The 16,835-nt window shown below is 53.7% G+C and carries 14 protein-coding genes; 6 read left to right on the forward strand and 8 right to left on the reverse strand.

Annotated features, from left to right (window positions below; translation table 11 throughout):
* The first annotated feature begins 265 nt into the window (after positions 1-265).
* The 4 genes from ESZ00_RS06215 to ESZ00_RS06230 all read left to right on the forward strand — a co-directional run bounded on the left by ESZ00_RS06215 (position 266) and on the right by ESZ00_RS06230 (position 4,202).
* The gene (locus tag ESZ00_RS06215; RefSeq protein WP_129207263.1) at positions 266-823 is read left to right on the forward strand and encodes an outer membrane protein; all 558 of its coding nucleotides are present in this window, start codon (positions 266-268) and stop codon (positions 821-823) included.
* A gap of 492 nt (positions 824-1,315) precedes the next feature.
* On the forward strand, positions 1,316-2,416 hold the full coding sequence (locus ESZ00_RS06220) for a DUF262 domain-containing protein (protein WP_129207264.1): 1,101 nt from the start codon (positions 1,316-1,318) through the stop codon (positions 2,414-2,416).
* Positions 2,417-2,418: 2 nt separating this feature from the next.
* Positions 2,419-3,138 (forward strand): MAE_28990/MAE_18760 family HEPN-like nuclease, encoded by a 720-nt coding sequence (locus ESZ00_RS06225; RefSeq protein ID WP_129207265.1) that lies wholly within the window; start codon positions 2,419-2,421, stop codon positions 3,136-3,138.
* The gene (locus ESZ00_RS06230; protein ID WP_129207266.1) at positions 3,135-4,202 is read left to right on the forward strand and encodes a DNA cytosine methyltransferase; all 1,068 of its coding nucleotides are present in this window, start codon (positions 3,135-3,137) and stop codon (positions 4,200-4,202) included. Before ESZ00_RS06225 ends, ESZ00_RS06230 begins: the two co-directional genes overlap by 4 nt.
* Positions 4,203-4,253: 51 nt before the next feature.
* Here ESZ00_RS06230 and tnpC read toward each other — a convergent pair whose 3' ends face one another.
* From tnpC to ESZ00_RS06270, 8 genes are all read right to left on the reverse strand, one after another.
* Entirely contained in the window at positions 4,254-5,825 is a 1,572-nt protein-coding gene (tnpC, locus tag ESZ00_RS06235) for an IS66 family transposase (protein ID WP_129207267.1), read from the reverse strand.
* Positions 5,826-5,867: 42 nt separating this feature from the next.
* Positions 5,868-6,254, reverse strand: a complete 387-nt coding sequence (gene tnpB, locus ESZ00_RS06240) for an IS66 family insertion sequence element accessory protein TnpB (protein WP_204520155.1) — start codon at positions 6,252-6,254, stop codon at positions 5,868-5,870.
* 14 nt (positions 6,255-6,268) lie between these two features.
* Positions 6,269-6,577, reverse strand: coding sequence for an IS66 family insertion sequence element accessory protein TnpA (gene tnpA, locus ESZ00_RS06245; RefSeq protein ID WP_164981366.1), 309 nt, complete (start codon positions 6,575-6,577; stop codon positions 6,269-6,271).
* Positions 6,578-6,614: 37 nt separating this feature from the next.
* Entirely contained in the window at positions 6,615-7,073 is a 459-nt protein-coding gene (locus ESZ00_RS06250; RefSeq protein WP_129207269.1) for a very short patch repair endonuclease, read from the reverse strand.
* A 43-nt stretch (positions 7,074-7,116) separates the two neighbouring features.
* Positions 7,117-8,412: a dienelactone hydrolase family protein gene (locus tag ESZ00_RS06255; RefSeq protein WP_164981367.1), complete on the reverse strand. Its 1,296-nt coding sequence runs from the start codon at positions 8,410-8,412 to the stop codon at positions 7,117-7,119.
* A gap of 107 nt (positions 8,413-8,519) precedes the next feature.
* Positions 8,520-9,152 (reverse strand): hypothetical protein, encoded by a 633-nt coding sequence (locus ESZ00_RS06260; RefSeq protein WP_129207271.1) that lies wholly within the window; start codon positions 9,150-9,152, stop codon positions 8,520-8,522.
* Between the two features lie 36 nt (positions 9,153-9,188).
* Entirely contained in the window at positions 9,189-10,073 is an 885-nt protein-coding gene (locus ESZ00_RS06265) for a LysR family transcriptional regulator (protein WP_164981368.1), read from the reverse strand.
* 171 nt (positions 10,074-10,244) lie between these two features.
* Entirely contained in the window at positions 10,245-10,475 is a 231-nt protein-coding gene (locus tag ESZ00_RS06270) for a helix-turn-helix domain-containing protein (RefSeq protein WP_129207273.1), read from the reverse strand.
* 314 nt (positions 10,476-10,789) lie between these two features.
* Here ESZ00_RS06270 and ESZ00_RS06275 point away from each other — a divergent pair, with 314 nt between their 5' ends.
* Both ESZ00_RS06275 and ESZ00_RS06280 read left to right on the forward strand, forming a co-directional pair.
* A complete protein-coding gene (locus ESZ00_RS06275) occupies positions 10,790-13,633 on the forward strand; it encodes an RNA polymerase sigma factor (protein WP_129207274.1) in 2,844 nt (947 codons plus the stop codon).
* 23 nt (positions 13,634-13,656) lie between these two features.
* The gene (locus ESZ00_RS06280) at positions 13,657-16,752 is read left to right on the forward strand and encodes a TonB-dependent receptor (RefSeq protein WP_229740995.1); all 3,096 of its coding nucleotides are present in this window, start codon (positions 13,657-13,659) and stop codon (positions 16,750-16,752) included.
* Positions 16,753-16,835: the final 83 nt, after the last annotated feature.

Genomic DNA, 16,835 nt, shown 5'->3' on the forward strand with positions numbered 1-16,835 from the left:
TCAATGAAATCAATACAATGTGCCGGTTGAAGCAGCGGGCTCCCGGCACATCTCAACATGAAGATTCCTTCATATCGCCAACCCAGGGCAAAGCTTTCACATCCCACTCGTCTGGGTAATATTGAAAAGTAACCTTCCAATAGGTGACTATCGAAGCGTTCCCTTGGTTATTTCAATCCATCAATCGGTTGGCGATTCCATATTCAGAGCTGCATCAAAACCCATCGTGAATCCCTCCGCCCATTTGATTTATTAGGGAGAGTCCATGAAATCCATTTACAAATTTTTGATCGCCTGGGCCCTGGGAACGATCACGGCTTCGTCGGCCTTTGCCCAGGCCGCCCCAGCCGCATATGGAGGCGGAGACGCGAATGGAGCACACGTATTCGGCGAGCTCAGCTTCGGCTTCCCGAACTATGACGCCGAGTATCTCAGAGGCGTAACTGCCGGCGGATACTTTCAACGCTCACGCTGGATCGGACTGGAAGTACGCGGATCCATGCTGCGCTGGGGACCTTCAACCATGCACCAGTCTTCCATCCTGACAGGTCCTCGCGTTCAGTACCCCTTCCATCGCTTCATCCCCTACCTAGCGTTTGAACCAGGGGTCACCCACACTGTTCTGCCCTACACCGGATACCCCGGAAGCGCACTTGTAGGATCCAACAACTTTGCCTGGCAGATCATCGGTGGCGTCGATTATCGGCTTACCCACCGCTTATGGGTGCGCGCGGGCGAAGCCAGCTACGGCCATATCAACGTGATACAAAATGGCTTAAGCCCCAAGAGCTTCAGCGCGGGCCTGAACTATCGCATCTTCTGAGCACAGAGCGGGTCATCGCTACAAAGGCCGGCAGAGAAATTCTGCCGGCCTTTGCTCGTTCAGCGGAATAAGGACGCAACCTGACCGCCGACGCCGGCCTTTTGCGCAGGGCCGCAAGAGAAAACACGGCGCTGCGCGCGTTTTGAGCGCGACCGATAGGTTTTCATGGAAGAAGAGTGGTGGCCAGAGACGGCTTTGTTCAGCATTACACTCCGCTGCGTGTTCCTCTGAATGGCCTCGTCCTCCATCCGGCGGCTTGATGTTTTGGGGAGATCTGAGCTACGGATAAAAGAGATTCCGCATCGCTCGCCAATTCGCCGGATAAAGGCTATGTTTATGAGCCGTCAGAGATTGGGGAATCTTTACCCTCCATGTTGGGGTCGTGCAACGGCGTCCAAAAGAGTGCAAGCATCTGCTAAAATTCGCACAGGCTACCCGTAATCAACCACTGCAACCTGAGCGATGTAGGGGAGTCACAGGGAGCATAGCGGAATGAGCAGCCCGAGGAGTAACCCGGCAGATGATGTGCAACTTTCGTTCATTACCGAAGAACAGAAAGCGGCTGCCGAGAAGGAAATCGTAGAGCACTCGAAGAGAATCGAGTTCTACCTCACGGAATACACTGTTGAACTACTTGCTTCCAAGATGGAAAGCGGTGAGTTCGTTATTCCCCCTTACCAGCGCGAGGATACCTGGGAACCAGAACGAAAACATAGGTTTATCGAGTCGCTCCTTATGGGGTTGCCAATCCCGTTCCTCTTTTTTTGGGAAAGTCCGACTTCCGGCAAACTCGAAATAGTAGACGGTTCTCAGCGCCTCAGAACGATTCAGCAATTCATCCTTGGCGGGATGGTCTTGGGAGAGTTGGAAAATCTCTCCTCTCTTGAGGGAATGTCTTTTAATGATCTCCCCGAGTCTCGTCAAAGGAAGATCAAAAATCGTTCGATTCGCGGGATTGTCCTCAATGAGCATGCCGATGAACAGGCTAGATTTGATCTCTTCGACCGAATCAATACCGGCAGCAAGATTGCCAACAAAGCGGAGGTCCGCCGTGGGGCTCTTGTAGGGCCGTTCCTTAACTTGGTCATAGAACTTGCTCAAGATGACCAGTTTGCAGCGCTCGCCCCAGTGCCCGATAAGCAGGCGAAATTGCGGGAGCGGGAAGAACTGGTGACGCGATTCTTTGCCTATGGAGATGGGCTGGATGGATATGAGGATAGAGTGTCTCCTTTCCTCTTTGCCTATGCTAAGAAGATGAACGCATACCTAACAGAGAATCCAACTGCAACCGATGAGTATAAAAAGCGGTTTGGGCAAACGATGAAGTTCGTTTCAGAGATTTTCCCGTATGGGTTCCGCAGAACGCGAGATGGAGTCGCTACGCCTCGCGCACGATTTGAAGCAATTGCGATAGGTACATTCCTGGCGTTGAAAGAGAATCCCGCGCTTACTGCGAATCAGATTAGCGTCGCCCAGTGGCTAGATAGCGATGAATTCAGAGAAGTCACGGGCTCCGATGGGGCAAATGCAATTGCCCGACTGGAACGCAGGATCGGATTCGTTCGTGATCGCCTGCTTGGGATCGTGAAATAGCTATGGACCCACTCACACAGTCTTTTGAAGAGCGTCTCCAAGAGATCGAGGTCTACTTGGACTTGCTGGAGCATCTGGAGCAACAAGTCGCCATAGGTCCGCCGAAAATTGGTGAATCTTCTATCACGACTCAGCAGCAAAAAATTCTCTACTCGTCCGTTTATCTTCAGCTTTACAACCTCGTTGAAGCCACCATCACATGGTGTATCGATGCGGTTTGCAGCGCGGCCACCGAAAATGGCCGCTGGAAACCGAGCGATTTAGCAGCACTCGTTCGCAGGGAGTGGATTCGGTCGACGGCTCGTACTCATCTCGAACTCACTGCGGAGCATCGTTTGAACAGTGCCGTTGAGGTTTGCGAGCAACTCATCAATGCGCTGCCTCTCTTGAGATTCAGCATAGAACGACGTAGCAACATTGATGATCTCGTGATTCAACAGATCGCCGAGCGTCTCGGGCTTCAAATACAACTCAGCCAAGAAGCTCTCCGTAGCGTGAAACAGCCAGTCCGCGATGACAAAGGCCCACTGGCCTTGGTCAAGGACCTCCGCAATCGGCTAGGGCACGGCAGTCTTTCTTTTTCGGAATGCGGCGAGGGCGTAACTGTCATAGACTTACGCGACCTTAAAGCACGAACTGCTCTTTATTTGCGCGAAATTATCGCCGGCTTTCGCGCCTACATAGAGGGTTACGAATATCTCGATCCTGCGAGGCGTCCATGATCGAGTGCGTTGATCTTTTCTGTGGTGTAGGAGGACTCACTCACGGTCTCGCAAAAGGGGGCGTTCGGGTTATAGCTGGTATTGACTTGGACCCGGAATGCCGTTTTCCATACGAAACGAATAATAGCGCCAAGTTTCTCGAACTGGACGTTCATTCGGTATCGGGCGAGTACGTGTGCTCCCTATGGACCAAAGGCAATCGTACTTTACTTGCGGGTTGCGCTCCATGCCAGCCCTTTTCCACATATGGGCGGCAGAAGGGCAAACATCCGGGAAGCAAAAAACGCTGGGACCTCGTATCGGATTTCGCTCGCTTGGCTCGTGAAGCGAAGCCAGATTTAGTAACGATGGAGAATGTGCCGCAATTAGTTCATCACGAGGTATTCGATCAACTGATTAGCAGCTTGATCGAGTATCACGTGTCTTGGCAGATCATCGATTGTGCCCAATACGGCGTGCCGCAGACACGTAAGCGGCTTGTACTGTTAGCCTCCCGCCTTGGTCCGATTGAGTTAGTATCTCCAGAAAGCTTTAAAGGCAAGAAAAAAGCCACTGTCAGGCAAGCGATTTCTTCTCTGCCGCGATTGAACGCTGGAGATTTCGATCCAACTGATTCCTTGCATTCAGCATGCAAACTCAGCGAGCTAAACCTTCGAAGGATCAAGGCGTCTACTCCAGGCGGAACTTGGCGCGACTGGGATGAGAGTCTTTTGGCGAAGTGCCATAAAAGAGAGTCTGGGGCAACCTATCCGTCGGTCTATGGGCGTATGGAGTGGGATAAGCCGGCTCCTACCATTACGACTCAATGCTTCGGCTACGGGAACGGGCGATTTGGACACCCGAAGCAAAACCGAGCGATCACGCTACGAGAAGCGGCTCTTTTACAGACTTTCCCGCGAACATATAAGTTCATAAAAAAAGGGGAGAAAGTACGTTACAACGTTCTGGGTAGGCTCATTGGCAACGCTGTACCTGTCAAAATCGGTGAGATTGTTGCGGAGAGCCTGCATCGGCATGTTCAGCAGATCGAGCACGGCAAGTGTCAGAAAACTATGACCACCTAATCAGAACTTGATTGCAGAGTTACGTGAGCGGTATGTAAACCGCAGGATCTGCTATTCAGGCTGAGCGAAGGCTGTAAGCTTCCACTGATCGGGGAGCCAGGCAGGGAGTTGATTGGGGGCCGTTGTGGGTAAGTTGACCAGCAGCTGTGTCAGATAGCGATGTGGGTCCAGATCGAGACGGCGGCAGGTCGAGGTGATGCTGGCCAGAATGGCCGCTGTTTTTCCGCCGCGAGGGTTTCCGACAAATAGCGAGTTCTTGCGGTTCAGCACGATCCGCTTCATCTCTCGTTCGCTGGCATTGTTGTCGATAGGCACGGCACCATCGGAGCAGAACACGCTCAGTGGTTGCCATTGGCTCAGCGCGTAGCTGATAGCTTCTGCCATGGGATGGCGCGGCAACAGTTCCTGCTTCCAGTCCAAAAGCTTCTCCCGCAAGACAGCCAATTGCGGTCGAGATTGTTCCTCGCGTAGCTTGAGCCTCTCGGCCTCCGCCATGCCCGCAGCTTGTTTTTCTGTTGCGTAGAGAGAAGCGATCATGGAGATGGTTTGCCGCGCGATTTCCGGCGCCGCCTTCTCAGCTTCGATCACTTTGCGCCGCAAGTGAGCCCAACATCCGGCGCGGGTCATTTGGTTGCCAGCCACCACGCCGTTGTATCCTCCGTAAGCATCGGCAAGCAGCACCTGGTTGTAGTCCTTGAGGAAATGCGTCGGGCCGTTGCGGTGGCGATCCAGCGTGAAGTCGAACACATTGTAGGGATGATCGCCGTCCCCCAGATAAACCCACATTCTTGCGTTGGCCGTCTTGCCCTGCTGCAGCATGGGCATGATGGTGTCATCGGTGGCTACCACGTGAGACAAGCGCACTCGCACGGCCATCAAGTGATACAAGGGCTCGACCAGATCGGCTACATCCCCGCACCAGATCGATTGTGTGCCGCGCGCGATCTCAAAGCCCTGACGGGCGAAGATGTCTTCCAGCCGGTAAAGGGGAAGATAATCGGCGAACTTGCTGGTGACGATGAAAGACAGCAGGCCAGGGCCGGCTAAGCCTTTCTCTATTGCAGCTTCCGGCTTAGCTGCTGTCTTGATCTGCGGCCCGTCTCCTTCGGTCTCACAAGCAGCACAAGCGTATTTCTTGCGTATGTGCTCCAGTCGTTCAAAATGGCCAGGATGATATTCAATCTGCCAGCTCTGTTCGGAACCGATCTCCTTACGCTGTCCTCCGCAGCATGGGCAGGCGCGTTGCTCGGCACTCAACTCATGCACAAAGGTGGTGGTCGGCAGGTTTTCGAACTTGGCCAGATTGCGACGTCCCTTGCTCTTTTCCAGATGACGCTGTTGCTGGGCTGGTTGTTGTGGCTGCTGTGATTGCTCCGGTGGAGAACCAGCAGCATCTTCCGGGTGCACCGGCTTCTGGTCCAGTGCTTCGGCGAAGCTGAGCAGCATCTGAGCCAGATCCGTCATCGTCTCCAGCCGGTCCGCACGGGGACCGTAGTAACGCTTCTTCAGCCGGTCCAGTTCTACCTGCAGACGCAGATTCGTTGTATGCAGATCGTCGCGCTCGCCTTGGAGGCGCATGATGATCGCCTTGAGCGCGTCCGGATCGTCGGGTAACTTAGACATGGTAGCCACCAGTCCGTTATGTCATAACGGAGGCCGGCTCGCTTAGACAATTGCTTTTTCTCTATTGCTTCGTGTGCTTCGCTGGTAACGGGGGACCCGCTTCAGCTTGGTCATGTCGATCCCATCGAGGATCATCGCCAACTCGCTGGGGCGCAACTGGACCGAGCGAGTCCCTGGAGACAGGCGCGGCAGCTTGAAGACGCCCTGTTCCAGGCGCTTGTACCACAATACGTATCCGTCACGGTCCCATGTCAAAACCTTCAAGCGCTCTGCGCGACGGGAGCGAAACAGGAACAAGTGGCCGCTTAACGGGTCTTGGCTGATCACCGACCTGACCTGCTCCGCCAACCGGTCAAAACCACAGCGCATGTCGGCCGGCTCGGCGGCCAGCCAGATCCGGGTTCCCGAAGCTCCATCCAGGTCGCGCAAGCTGGGCAACCCAATCACAACGATCGCTCCAGCACCGTTAACAGCGCCTGCAGATGATCGGGATCAAATCCAGGCTCAACCAGAAGTCCGCGGCCCCCATGAAGGCGAACTTCAATCGCTCCGTTTCTACGCCAACCAACGCCTCCTTGTTCGGCGCCACTCCGGACTTCCACAAAGCCTGATCCGGTGCGCTCACAAAGGCGCTTCTTCCAGGCATAAAGCTGCGATGCTCGCACACCGCGCTCCCGGCAAAAGCTGGCTACGCTCTGCCCGCTCTGTTCTTGCTCTTTGAGCAATCCTGACCACTTCGCTTCCGCTTCCACGCCCCGCACTCTCATACCAAAAGCTTCCACCTTCAGCTCAAGGCAAACAAGATGCAGTTGGCGTACCGCTCACAGAGTTACAGTCCTTTGCACCAAGAAAAGATGCAAGTTTGCTCTGCAATTCGAATGGGCTGCGAAGCTCGCACTGCCAAACGGTCAAAACTTGCCAACCCATGCCCTCGAGAACTTCTTGATTTCTTTTGTCGTTTTCCTGGTTTTTTGCAATTTTTGGCAGCCAATAGTCGGTTCGCGTTTGCGGAAGGGCTGCCTTAGAGCACCCTAAATGCCCATGCCAAAAGCAACCGTTGACGAAAATGACTTTCCGTCTTCCGGGAAACACAATGTCTGGAGTTCCTGGTAAATCTTTGCGGTGCAGCCTATATCTATATCCTGATTGGGTCAGTATTGCTCTGATCGCTTTTTCCGGTCCGGTGTTCTTAGTAGGCACCGCACCCATGATGCGACTGCGAACAGCGGTTGAGACATGATCGGCCATCTTGGATCTCTGTAAAGCCCCACTCGCGCATCAGCTTGGATACTCAGGGCTTTGGCGAGGTCGGGTTTTCCTTTGCTGGTCGAAAATCAACGGCAAGCATGTGATCGGACACACCGTTCTTTGCTGGTGCCGCAATTAAAAACGCCTTTCCGGCTATATCGTTTTTCAGTGTCAGATTAAGGAAGTTGAGCGTGTAACGGGCAATCCACTCGTAGCTCTTCGATGTTTCCTGCTGTGAGTATTCCTCCGGAGGATGACGAAGCCAGTACGCAGGCGAACGCTGATGCATAGAAGAGAATTCGCCATGACGCATATCGTGCATCCGCACGATATACACATCACTATGGACCATTTCATTCAACACATTTCCCGACATATCCGCCCCAGTTAAACTCTCCAGAGGTATTTCTCCTCGAGTAAAGAACAGAAGCGGAATCGTCATGTTTTGTGGTTGAACATACTTCGAATCCTTGATCAATTTGGGAAAATAGCGGGCCGAACCGTCAAGGGCTATGAGAGCTCCAATGCGATCATCTTGGGCTGCTGCAAAGAAATTGGAGAGACCTCCCCAACTATAGCCTATTACTGCGATATGCGATAAGTCGACATTGCGCAGTGTCTGAGCGAAACCAATCAAGAATGAAATATCGCGTGCCTGCAGCTCAGCACCTTCAATCCCGCCGATCATGTTGAACGAATGAGCCCCTATAGAAGGGCTTGCGATCACTACGTATCCATAACTGGCTAAATATTCGCAAAGGTCGGCATTTTCAAAAGCTGGTCCCCCATAACTTGGCGCATATATGACCAGAGGGTACTTTCCCTCGTCCGGTTTCGCTTCATTTGTAGCCCGCATTTGAGACGTTGGGTCTGCGTCGGCTGTATAGTCTTTTTTTCTTGTCAACACCGTCTGCTCAGCTTGTGCTGCTGTTGCCGGAGCCCCTTCCTCACTAGCAAAGAGATCCAAGTAGTTGCCATAGTTCATATGATCCGCTTTGGATTTGACCGCCGGATACCAGATCAACGTTTGGATAGGACGAGCGCGGTTATCAGTCACTGGCGCACCCATGGAATCGAATCGAGGCCCGTATGTGCGGGAGGAGTCATGCTCGATAACCGCGCGGAAACCAACCGAATAAGGGCCCGGTGCACCTGTGAATTGGAACGCCGTCTCGGCCAAGGCGGATATTGATACTCCGGTAATTAACAAAACGACTAGTCCAAATAATAGTCGCATCCGACCTATCCTCCCGTTGAAGTTCAATAAAAGTCTGGTCGACATGAATACGCTCATCGCTCCAATTATGTTCAACAATGTTTCCAGGGTCTGATCGATCAAGCGTAGCTGCGCGAGGCATGCTCTGGAGTATCTGACGAATCTGGGCAGAGAATGTGTCCAAGACACAATAGCACCAGTAGTCTGGTCGTTTTCTTTTGAAGATCGGTTCATGAGGAAAAGACCCTCCATCCATCCGTGCCTAATTGCAGTGTGACCACTTGGTTCGTTTTCGATTCAGTTTCCATTGTGTGGATCACTGGAAATGCTTTCTGGACGTCGGATCGCGACCCCCACGGTGCGAGATTGACTATGCGATACGTATATGCGACGTGCGTCTCAGTAGCTGATCCTACTGTGGTCAGAGCTGACCATCGGACTATTGTGTCGACCTGTTTTTGTCCGTAGCAGAATCCGCTCGTTTGTCCGAAATCCGTCATCACGGGTTGGAGGTACTTCTGCCCTTCTATGCTCACTGTGTACCGTTTGACGGGTTCAGGCTTACGAGGACTCAGTGACAGTGAACTCGCCAGATTCTGCTCTACTGCGGTCGTATTCGTTACGTTCACCAGTCCTGCATGCTGAAGAGCTGAGAGCTTGGCGGCGATCCCATGCTGATCGCTCTGCTGAGAGGCAGGAACGTCGATCGGAAACTGACTGCCGGTCGAAATGCACAGCTGGCCGTGAGCGGCGAGATACTGGTTGATGGCTGCCGTAAAGTTGGCAGCGCTGGGTTTCGTCGCGCTATTACAAGCAGCAAGGAAGAAGAATGCGGCGGTAAATATGGGAAAGATTGGCTTCAATGTATGGTCCTCCTTTCTGGATTGACGAATCACAGTTCACTGCAGGCGAGCTTTCCTCGGGCTTAATTCGGCGATCGCTGCCTGCACGAAATCACTCACCGCATTGTGCATCTGGTCACGCCGTGCAAAGACAACCGTCTCGATCTGGATCAGTTTGTCCGTGATGGGCTTGAAAAGAACTCCGGGGTGTTGAAAGCGTGCTGCCGACTCAGGCACCAGCGCCACTCCCAGACGACTTGCGGCAAGATCGATCCCCTGAATGATGGCTCTGGCCTCATGGAGGTTATGGGGCTGGATGCCAACTCCGTACAGGTACTCCGTCACCTGCCGGTAAAACCCAGGATGTACAGAACGCGGCATCCAGTAGATCGTTTCGTTGGCGAGGTCATGGAGAGAGAGCCGGACTTTGTCCTTATATGGGTGGTCGGCTGGAATGCAGATCCCAAAGGGTTCCTGTAGAAGCGGAGCCACCCACAGGTCCCTGTCCTGCACTGGAGCCACACCGAACCCGACGTGCAGCAGACCATGGAGGACCTGCTTCATAAGGTGTACAGTCGTGTCCGCTCTGAGTTCGATTCTTGAAAATCCCGAACCGGGGATACGCTGCCGTTCAAGATAAGGCAGCATTCTTCCATGAATGTACAAGGAGTGCCCGATCAGGAGAGGTCGCTGGTTCTTCACCGACAGGTAGACTGCCTGATCGAACCCCCGCTGCATGTGCTCGATCGATCTGCGGAATTGGCGGATTGCGAGCCGACCTTCATGGGTAGGCTCGAATCCGGTAGGGTTTCTGCGAAAAAGCTCGACGCCCCAGGTACTCTGGAGAGTCTTCAGCTTTCGGCTGACATTGGAATGGCTGGTATGCAGACGCTCGGCGGTTCGGCCCAGATTTCCTTCTTCCGACAACACGACAGCGTACATAAGAGCCTCAGTGGAGACATGGGGGAACATGTTTCACCTGGACCTTATCCAAATTTGGGTGGAAGATGCCCCGGGATCTGCCTACCGTTAACCTCTATTAATAAAGACTAGGGAAACAGGGGAAATCTGCCGAAGAAAATTTGCGATGCCGTCTTTATTTCATGTCAGAGGCTACTTCCGGCCCTTCTTCTGCGGCGGAAGAAATAGCTCGGCCACAGGACGCTTCAGGGCTCTCGCGAGCCGCTCGATGCTGTCGAAGGACGGACCCCGCTGACCTCGCTCGATGAGATTGAGGAAGTTCAGGGAGATCGATGCCTTCTCCGCAAGCTCTTCCTGGGTCAAGCCTTGGGCATGTCTGATCTCGCGCAATCGCGCGCCGAATTGCTTCCGAAGTGTACTCACTACTGTGAGTCTTCGGAATCAGCTCCCCGATGAACACCAACTCAGAGTGTGTGTATTTCATTTGCACATACTCTGAGTGTGTGGTAACAGAGAGAAGCAGCCGGCATGCCATGCTGGAGGCCCGCGCGCTCGTGGGGGAACACGGCGTGACGGGCTTCCGGTGTGTTTACCCGACCTATGTGGTCTGCCGGGGGCATCTGCCGCTCGCCGTCACTACGCTTACCTAAGGCGGGATTGTGAAAGATCTGAGAATTCCGAAATTTTCTTCGGCAGATTTCTCCCCTTCGAATGGTCTTCATAGGTAAAGGCAAATTATGTTCCCCTTTCCGCCCAAACCGGAGCGACGCACCAGTTTCGAAGACATTTTCTTCGAGCACTACTCCCGTTTACTTGAATGGGCTCTGCAACTTACGCGTGGTGACCGCTCCGATGCCGAAGACCTCGTACAGGAGTTGTACGTCCGTTTCGCACGGCTGGATACGACCCCTGAGCACGTCGAGAACGCTGAAAACTATCTCTTTTCGGCTCTTCGGAACCTGCATTACACACGGGCCAGGCGAGCGCGAACGAACGCCATTGACGACCTCTCGATTGTCGACTACGACTCGATCCAGCATGGTCTGCGGGCGGTGGATCGGAGCGAGCTTCTTTCCGTCCGGTCTGATCTGTATCGCATTTGCGACTATCTTTGTAGCCGTAAGGACACATCGCGATCGGCGAGCATCTTCATCCTTCGCTATTTTCTCGGATACTTCCCGAATGAACTGATGAAGGTCGTTCAGTCGAGCCGGGTCGCTGTTGACAAAGCGATTCAGGCCGTTCGTCGTGAAGCCCGCATGGATCTCCAGCGTCCCGGAGCGATCCGGTCGATTAACGAAAAACGTGATCAGAAAACACGCGTTTCGAATGGAAATGGGGCTGAGAATGAGCAGCATCTATTCCATGCGCTGAGAACAAGAATTTTCGCATCGTGTGCGGGTGAGTGTTTCGGACGTTCCACTCTGGAATCGAAGTATGCGCAACTTGGTCAGAACTTCACGACGCAGGAACTGGCTCACCTCGTCAGTTGCACCATATGCCTCGATCACGCCAACAGAATCCTCGGTCTACCTCTCCTCGAAGATCGTTCCCCGGATGACGCCATAGGCAGGGACACGCCGCAAGGTCCGGATGGAACAGCAGGCTCTCTGCCGACTCTCATTTCAAACCGCTCCTCCCGTAAGAAGAAAGATCTGGAGAGACGCAGGACACAACTGAAGCGTTGCGCAGAAGAGGTCGATCAGCATCGTCCGCAGCGGCTTTTCATTGTTGTCGATGGTGAGGTTCGCGCCTCACAGAAGGTGACAGCGGCGCTGAGTGAACTCCGGGTGGAACTGGGTCGATCGGAAAAGCCGTCGTTCATCGAGGTTCTCAGTGAGCAAGGTATTTGCCTAGCATTCGTCATCGTGCAGCAGCCAGCGCCCGAAGGGGATCTTTACCAATCCCACGAAACAGCGCTGAGCGACGATCGTGCGATCAAGGTCGTCACCTCGTTCACCGAGGAGACACCGGCGATCCAGGTCGTTTACCGCGATCCGCTTGTCGCCGCGGACGAGGCCGGCGATCTTGCTGAAAATCCGGCAATCCAGACATACAACACGGTAGCGCCAAAGCTGACCACATTTGAGCAGCCTGGGTTGCTTGAATGGCCCCGGCACTTCTGGTCACGGCTTACAGGTATTCCCTCAAAGATGAATCCTCTCCTTGCGAGCGCCATGCTCTTTGGCCTCTGCTCTATCGTCTGCTTCCTGCTGTGGACGCGGAGCGGCCCGCGAATCTCTCCACGCACACTTCTGAATCGTGCAGAGCAGTCGGACACCTCAGCGCTGGCAGCCAGCCGCGCGGGAGTGATCTATCAGAAAGTGCGGATCAGTGAATCTGGTCATGCGATGGAGCGTGCCATCTATCGCGATCCTCAGAAGAAGAGGAAGCCCAGGCAGCAGCATCTGACCGCAGCCGACCAGAAGCTCAAGGATCGGCTCGACGTTGCGGGGGTGAACTGGGATGAACCGCTCTCTGCAGTCAACTATGCGACTTGGCATGATCACCAACTCGGAAGGCGCGATGTTGTTGCGCAGACCGGTAGCAATCTGCTCACTCTGACGACTTCGACGGATGCTGTGTCCAGCCCGATTCTCAAGGAATCGCTCACGGTTCGAGAGAGCGACTTCCATCCGGTGGCGCGCACGATCGAGCTGCGGGATGAGGGAATGATCGAGATTGCCGAGTTGAACTATGACGTCATGCCGTGGGCAGCAGTCAATCAGGACTGGTTTGAGCCGCTGGAAGGGACTATCTCTGGTTCTGCGGGGATTCATCCGGCACTGCATCTGCCGCATCTGCTCTCGGATCTCGAACTGGATGAGGCGGAGCTTGAAGCACGCGTTGTCCTGAGCCAGCTTCACGCGGATCAGGGCGAACAGATCCATCTGGATCGCTCGTCGACCGGCATTGAGGTGAAAGGCGTCGTCGACACGGACGAACGCAAGCACCAACTCGTCTCGCAATTGCTTCAGGTTCCACATGTGCGTCCATCAATCCTGAGTGTCGAGGAACTTAGCAACAATCCGCTGCCGACTCCACCTCGCACAGCACAACCTCTTCAGGCGTACTCCGTGGAGGCGCAACAGTCTCCGTTGGAGCAGTATCTGCGTGCTCAAAAGATGCCGCTCGCTCAACTAGCTACTGTCTCGCAGGATCTGTTGAGCGGTTGTCTGCGAGTACAGCAGGCGCAGACTCACCTCTCTGAATTGCAACAACGGTTCAAGGAAGACAATCAGCTTCCTGCTGACCGTCAGCAGCAGTTGACGGCCCTTTCCCAAAACTATGTAACAGCCATTCAATCCGGGCTCGACATGGACAAACGCGCGCTTCTTTCGCTTGGTCTTATCGATTCCAGTCAAACGATCTCATCGCCGACGTCAGGCGTGCCGGATAAGGATTTCTCTCAACAGGTTCGTCACTATCAGGAACTCTGCCAGGAGTTGATCACCGGCGGCCCAGGTCAGTCGCGGCCTGCTGCAGTGATTGCAAACGAAATCATGACTTCGGGCGCCGCTATCCGCACCCGTATCACCCAGATACCGACGTTCCCCTCGGCTGCGCACAACGATCAATAAACATACTTCAGGAGCAGATGACGATGACTCGCCAGCTTCGCGTTCTACTTGTATCAATTTTCATCTTCGGTCTGGGTTCTGCCGCTCTCGCCCAAAACACTCAACTTCAGGGCGAGGTCTCCGATTCCTCCGGAGCTGTAATACCCAAGGCCCTGGTTCGCGTCGTGGATCAGCGAACCGGTACAGAACGAAAGGTCGAGACAAATGGAAGCGGGCGATATATCGTGCCCGGTCTCGATCCGAGCCTGTACAAAGTTTTCGTGCAGGCTGAGGGATTTAGTACAGCGGCCAGCACTCCGATTACGCTCAACGTCGGACAAAGCGCCGTGCTCGACTTCAAGATGCAGATTGGCCAGGCCACACAGAGCGTCACGGTCGATGCAAGCGGGCTTCAGATTAATACGACAGATGGATCGGTTGGGACAGTCGTAGGCGGAGATTTCGTAGCAAATCTTCCACTCAACGGGCGCAGTTTTCAGGATCTCATTTTGCTGACACCCGGCGTTGTTACGCAGACCCCCCAGAATACCGTGGCAGGTGTGGGAACTGGCGGGGACTTCAGCGTCAACGGACAAAGAACTGAATCGAATTCCTATATTGTCGACGGAGTCTCTGCGAACACGAGTGCTTCCGTCCCAAGTGGGGTTGTCCAATCTTCGACGGCCCTCGGAACGACACAGAGCCTCGTCTCTGTCGACGCGTTACAGGAATTCCGTGTCAATAGTTCAACGTACTCGGCGGAGTATGGGAGAACGCCTGGCGGACAATTCTCGTTTATTACCCGATCTGGCACAGATGACTTTCATGGCAGTATTTTTGACTATCTCCGAAACAATTTTTTTGATGCCAATAATTGGTTTACAGACTACTACCACACCAAAGCACCCGCCTTACGGCAAAACGATTTCGGAGGAACTTTGGGCGGCCCAATAACAATTCCAGCACTATACGACGGCAGGGATAAAAGCTTCTTCTTCGTCTCGTATGAAGGTCTTCGGCTAACGCAGCCTCAACCGGCAGTGCTGAAGTATGTCCCCGACCTTGCGCTCCGACAGAACCCAATGTTGCCAGCTGTCATGCGCCCGATACTGAACGCTTTTCCCTTGCCAACTTCAGGAGGAATGGATTACAGCAGCGGCTTGGCACAGTTCATTCAGTCCGACTCGTTGCCAAGCCAAATCGATTCTACGAGCATACGTCTGGACCAAGCCGTATCGTCCAGAATGCGGTTGTTCTTCCGTTTTAGCGATGTACCAAGTAGCTCATCGGCGAGGAATCTATCGATATACAACCCCACAACCTCGGGGAATCATACCTACACCCTCGGGGCAACGAACCAGTTGAATACTAATGTCACTAATGAATTTCGTCTGGGATATGTGGACAGCAATAACGGCACAAAATATATCATGGACAACTTCGGAGGAGCACAGTCCACCGATCTTGCAGCAGATCTCGGCGCCAATATATCTCCCAACCCGGGGCCGGGTGTGGCATTGTCCCTGGGCGGAAATTACACGGCTCTCCAGTTGGCGCCAACGCGCATACAAATGCATCAGTGGAATGTAACCGATACGCTTTCATGGCTTCTAGGGCGGCACACCTTCAAATTTGGTATCGACTATCGCTACATTGACTCGCTAAATGTAGCGGCAACCCCTAGTGTGTTTTACCTCTATACAAATGCAAGCCAACTTCTCTCCAACAGCGCCCTGAGCGGCACTGGCACTATCACTAAACCAAACACTGAGCCCAGGTTCCGTGAGTTCTCGGGATTCGCGCAGGACGAATGGAGAGTGCGGTCACCGCTAAGTCTGTCGTTAGGCGTGCGGTGGGATGTGAACCCGTCTCCCAGTTCGGGGATTGGCCCGCTTCCCTATACATTATCGGGAAGCCTCAGTGATCCTGCCGGACTCTCCTTAGCACCGGAAAATACAGCTCTATATAAGACGACTTGGTATAACTTCGCCCCCCGCCTAGGTGTTGCGTGGACCGCCAACAATAACCCTGGATACCAGACGGTCTTTCGCGCAGGGGGTGGCGTCTTCTTCGATACTGGCAATCAATCTGTTGCAGCCGGCTTCACGCAATCGCCCGGAAACTTTACCTCCAAGGCTCTTCAAAATGCCCCTTTGCCATTTCCAAACCTCGCCAGCCTGACTTTCTCGCTTGCGCCGCCCTACACCAGCACGGTGATTTATGCGCCCTATCCCCACCTGCAATTGCCTTATACGCTTGAGTGGAGTTCGGCTGTCGAACAAGGACTCGGCCAGGCGCAGACGCTAACCATTAGCTATGTGGCCGCCAATGGCCGACGGCTGCTCCAGGAAAATGAATTCTCCATCCATGCTCTGAACCCGAACTTCGGAACAATTATCCAGTACACGAATGGGCCCACGTCAAACTATCAGTCGCTTCAAACCAAGTTTCAGCGCAGTGTAGCGCATGGCGTGCAAGCGTTGGTGGCTTACACGTGGTCCCATTCGCTCGATTATGGATCAAACTTTACTACCCTACCCCTTCAACGTGGAAATTCGGACTTCGATGTGCGCAATAACTTCACTGCCGGCGCAACCTGGGAAACCCCAATCGTGCATCGCGGGATGATTATTGACGCACTTATTAACGAATGGGCGATTGATGGTCATCTCATTTCGCGGTCGGGATTTCCAGTAAATATTCTCGGCTCAGCTGCGGTGGATGCTGCGACAGGCACGATTTACTATCCAGGCGTCAACTTGGTTCCGAATCAGCCGTTGTATCTTCACATCACGAGTATTCCCGGTGGTCGCGAAATCAATAAAGCAGCCTTCACTCTTCCCGCGACAGGCAGCATCGGCACAGCGCCAAGGAACTTTGTTCGCGGCTTTGGAGCCACTCAGATGAACATTGCTGTAAAACGAGAATTCCGCCTACATGACAATCTTAATTTGCAATTCCGTGCAGAGAGCTTCAATAGCCTTAATCATCCGAACTTCGGCACGATCGATTCAGTTCTCACGGATACGACGTTTGGTCAGGCGACAAATACACTCAACCAAGGTTTAGCGACAACCAGCTTGCTCTATCAGATGGGTGGGCCACGTTCCATGCAATTTGCGCTCAAACTTCAATTCTGAGTCGATCTTGTGTGCTCTGGCAGTTGTAGAACTACTACTACCCCGCTTGCTTTCACAAACGCCCCATGGGGTTTGCTTTGAAA

Source organism: Silvibacterium dinghuense (assembly GCF_004123295.1).
Lineage (GTDB): Bacteria > Acidobacteriota > Terriglobia > Terriglobales > Acidobacteriaceae > Silvibacterium > Silvibacterium dinghuense.

Excerpts from the sequence above, each read along its gene's own strand:
- ESZ00_RS06215 (WP_129207263.1), top strand. The coding sequence starts at position 266 with ATGAAATCCATTTACAAATTTTTGATCGCCTGGGCCCTGGGAACGATC.
- ESZ00_RS06220 (WP_129207264.1), top strand. The coding sequence starts at position 1,316 with ATGAGCAGCCCGAGGAGTAACCCGGCAGATGATGTGCAACTTTCGTTC.
- ESZ00_RS06225 (WP_129207265.1), top strand. The coding sequence starts at position 2,419 with ATGGACCCACTCACACAGTCTTTTGAAGAGCGTCTCCAAGAGATCGAG.
- ESZ00_RS06230 (WP_129207266.1), top strand. The coding sequence starts at position 3,135 with ATGATCGAGTGCGTTGATCTTTTCTGTGGTGTAGGAGGACTCACTCAC.
- tnpC (WP_129207267.1), bottom strand. The coding sequence starts at position 5,825 with ATGTCTAAGTTACCCGACGATCCGGACGCGCTCAAGGCGATCATCATG.
- ESZ00_RS06250 (WP_129207269.1), bottom strand. The coding sequence starts at position 7,073 with ATGGCCGATCATGTCTCAACCGCTGTTCGCAGTCGCATCATGGGTGCG.
- ESZ00_RS06265 (WP_164981368.1), bottom strand. The coding sequence starts at position 10,073 with ATGTACGCTGTCGTGTTGTCGGAAGAAGGAAATCTGGGCCGAACCGCC.
- ESZ00_RS06275 (WP_129207274.1), top strand. The coding sequence starts at position 10,790 with ATGTTCCCCTTTCCGCCCAAACCGGAGCGACGCACCAGTTTCGAAGAC.
- ESZ00_RS06280 (WP_229740995.1), top strand. The coding sequence starts at position 13,657 with ATGACTCGCCAGCTTCGCGTTCTACTTGTATCAATTTTCATCTTCGGT.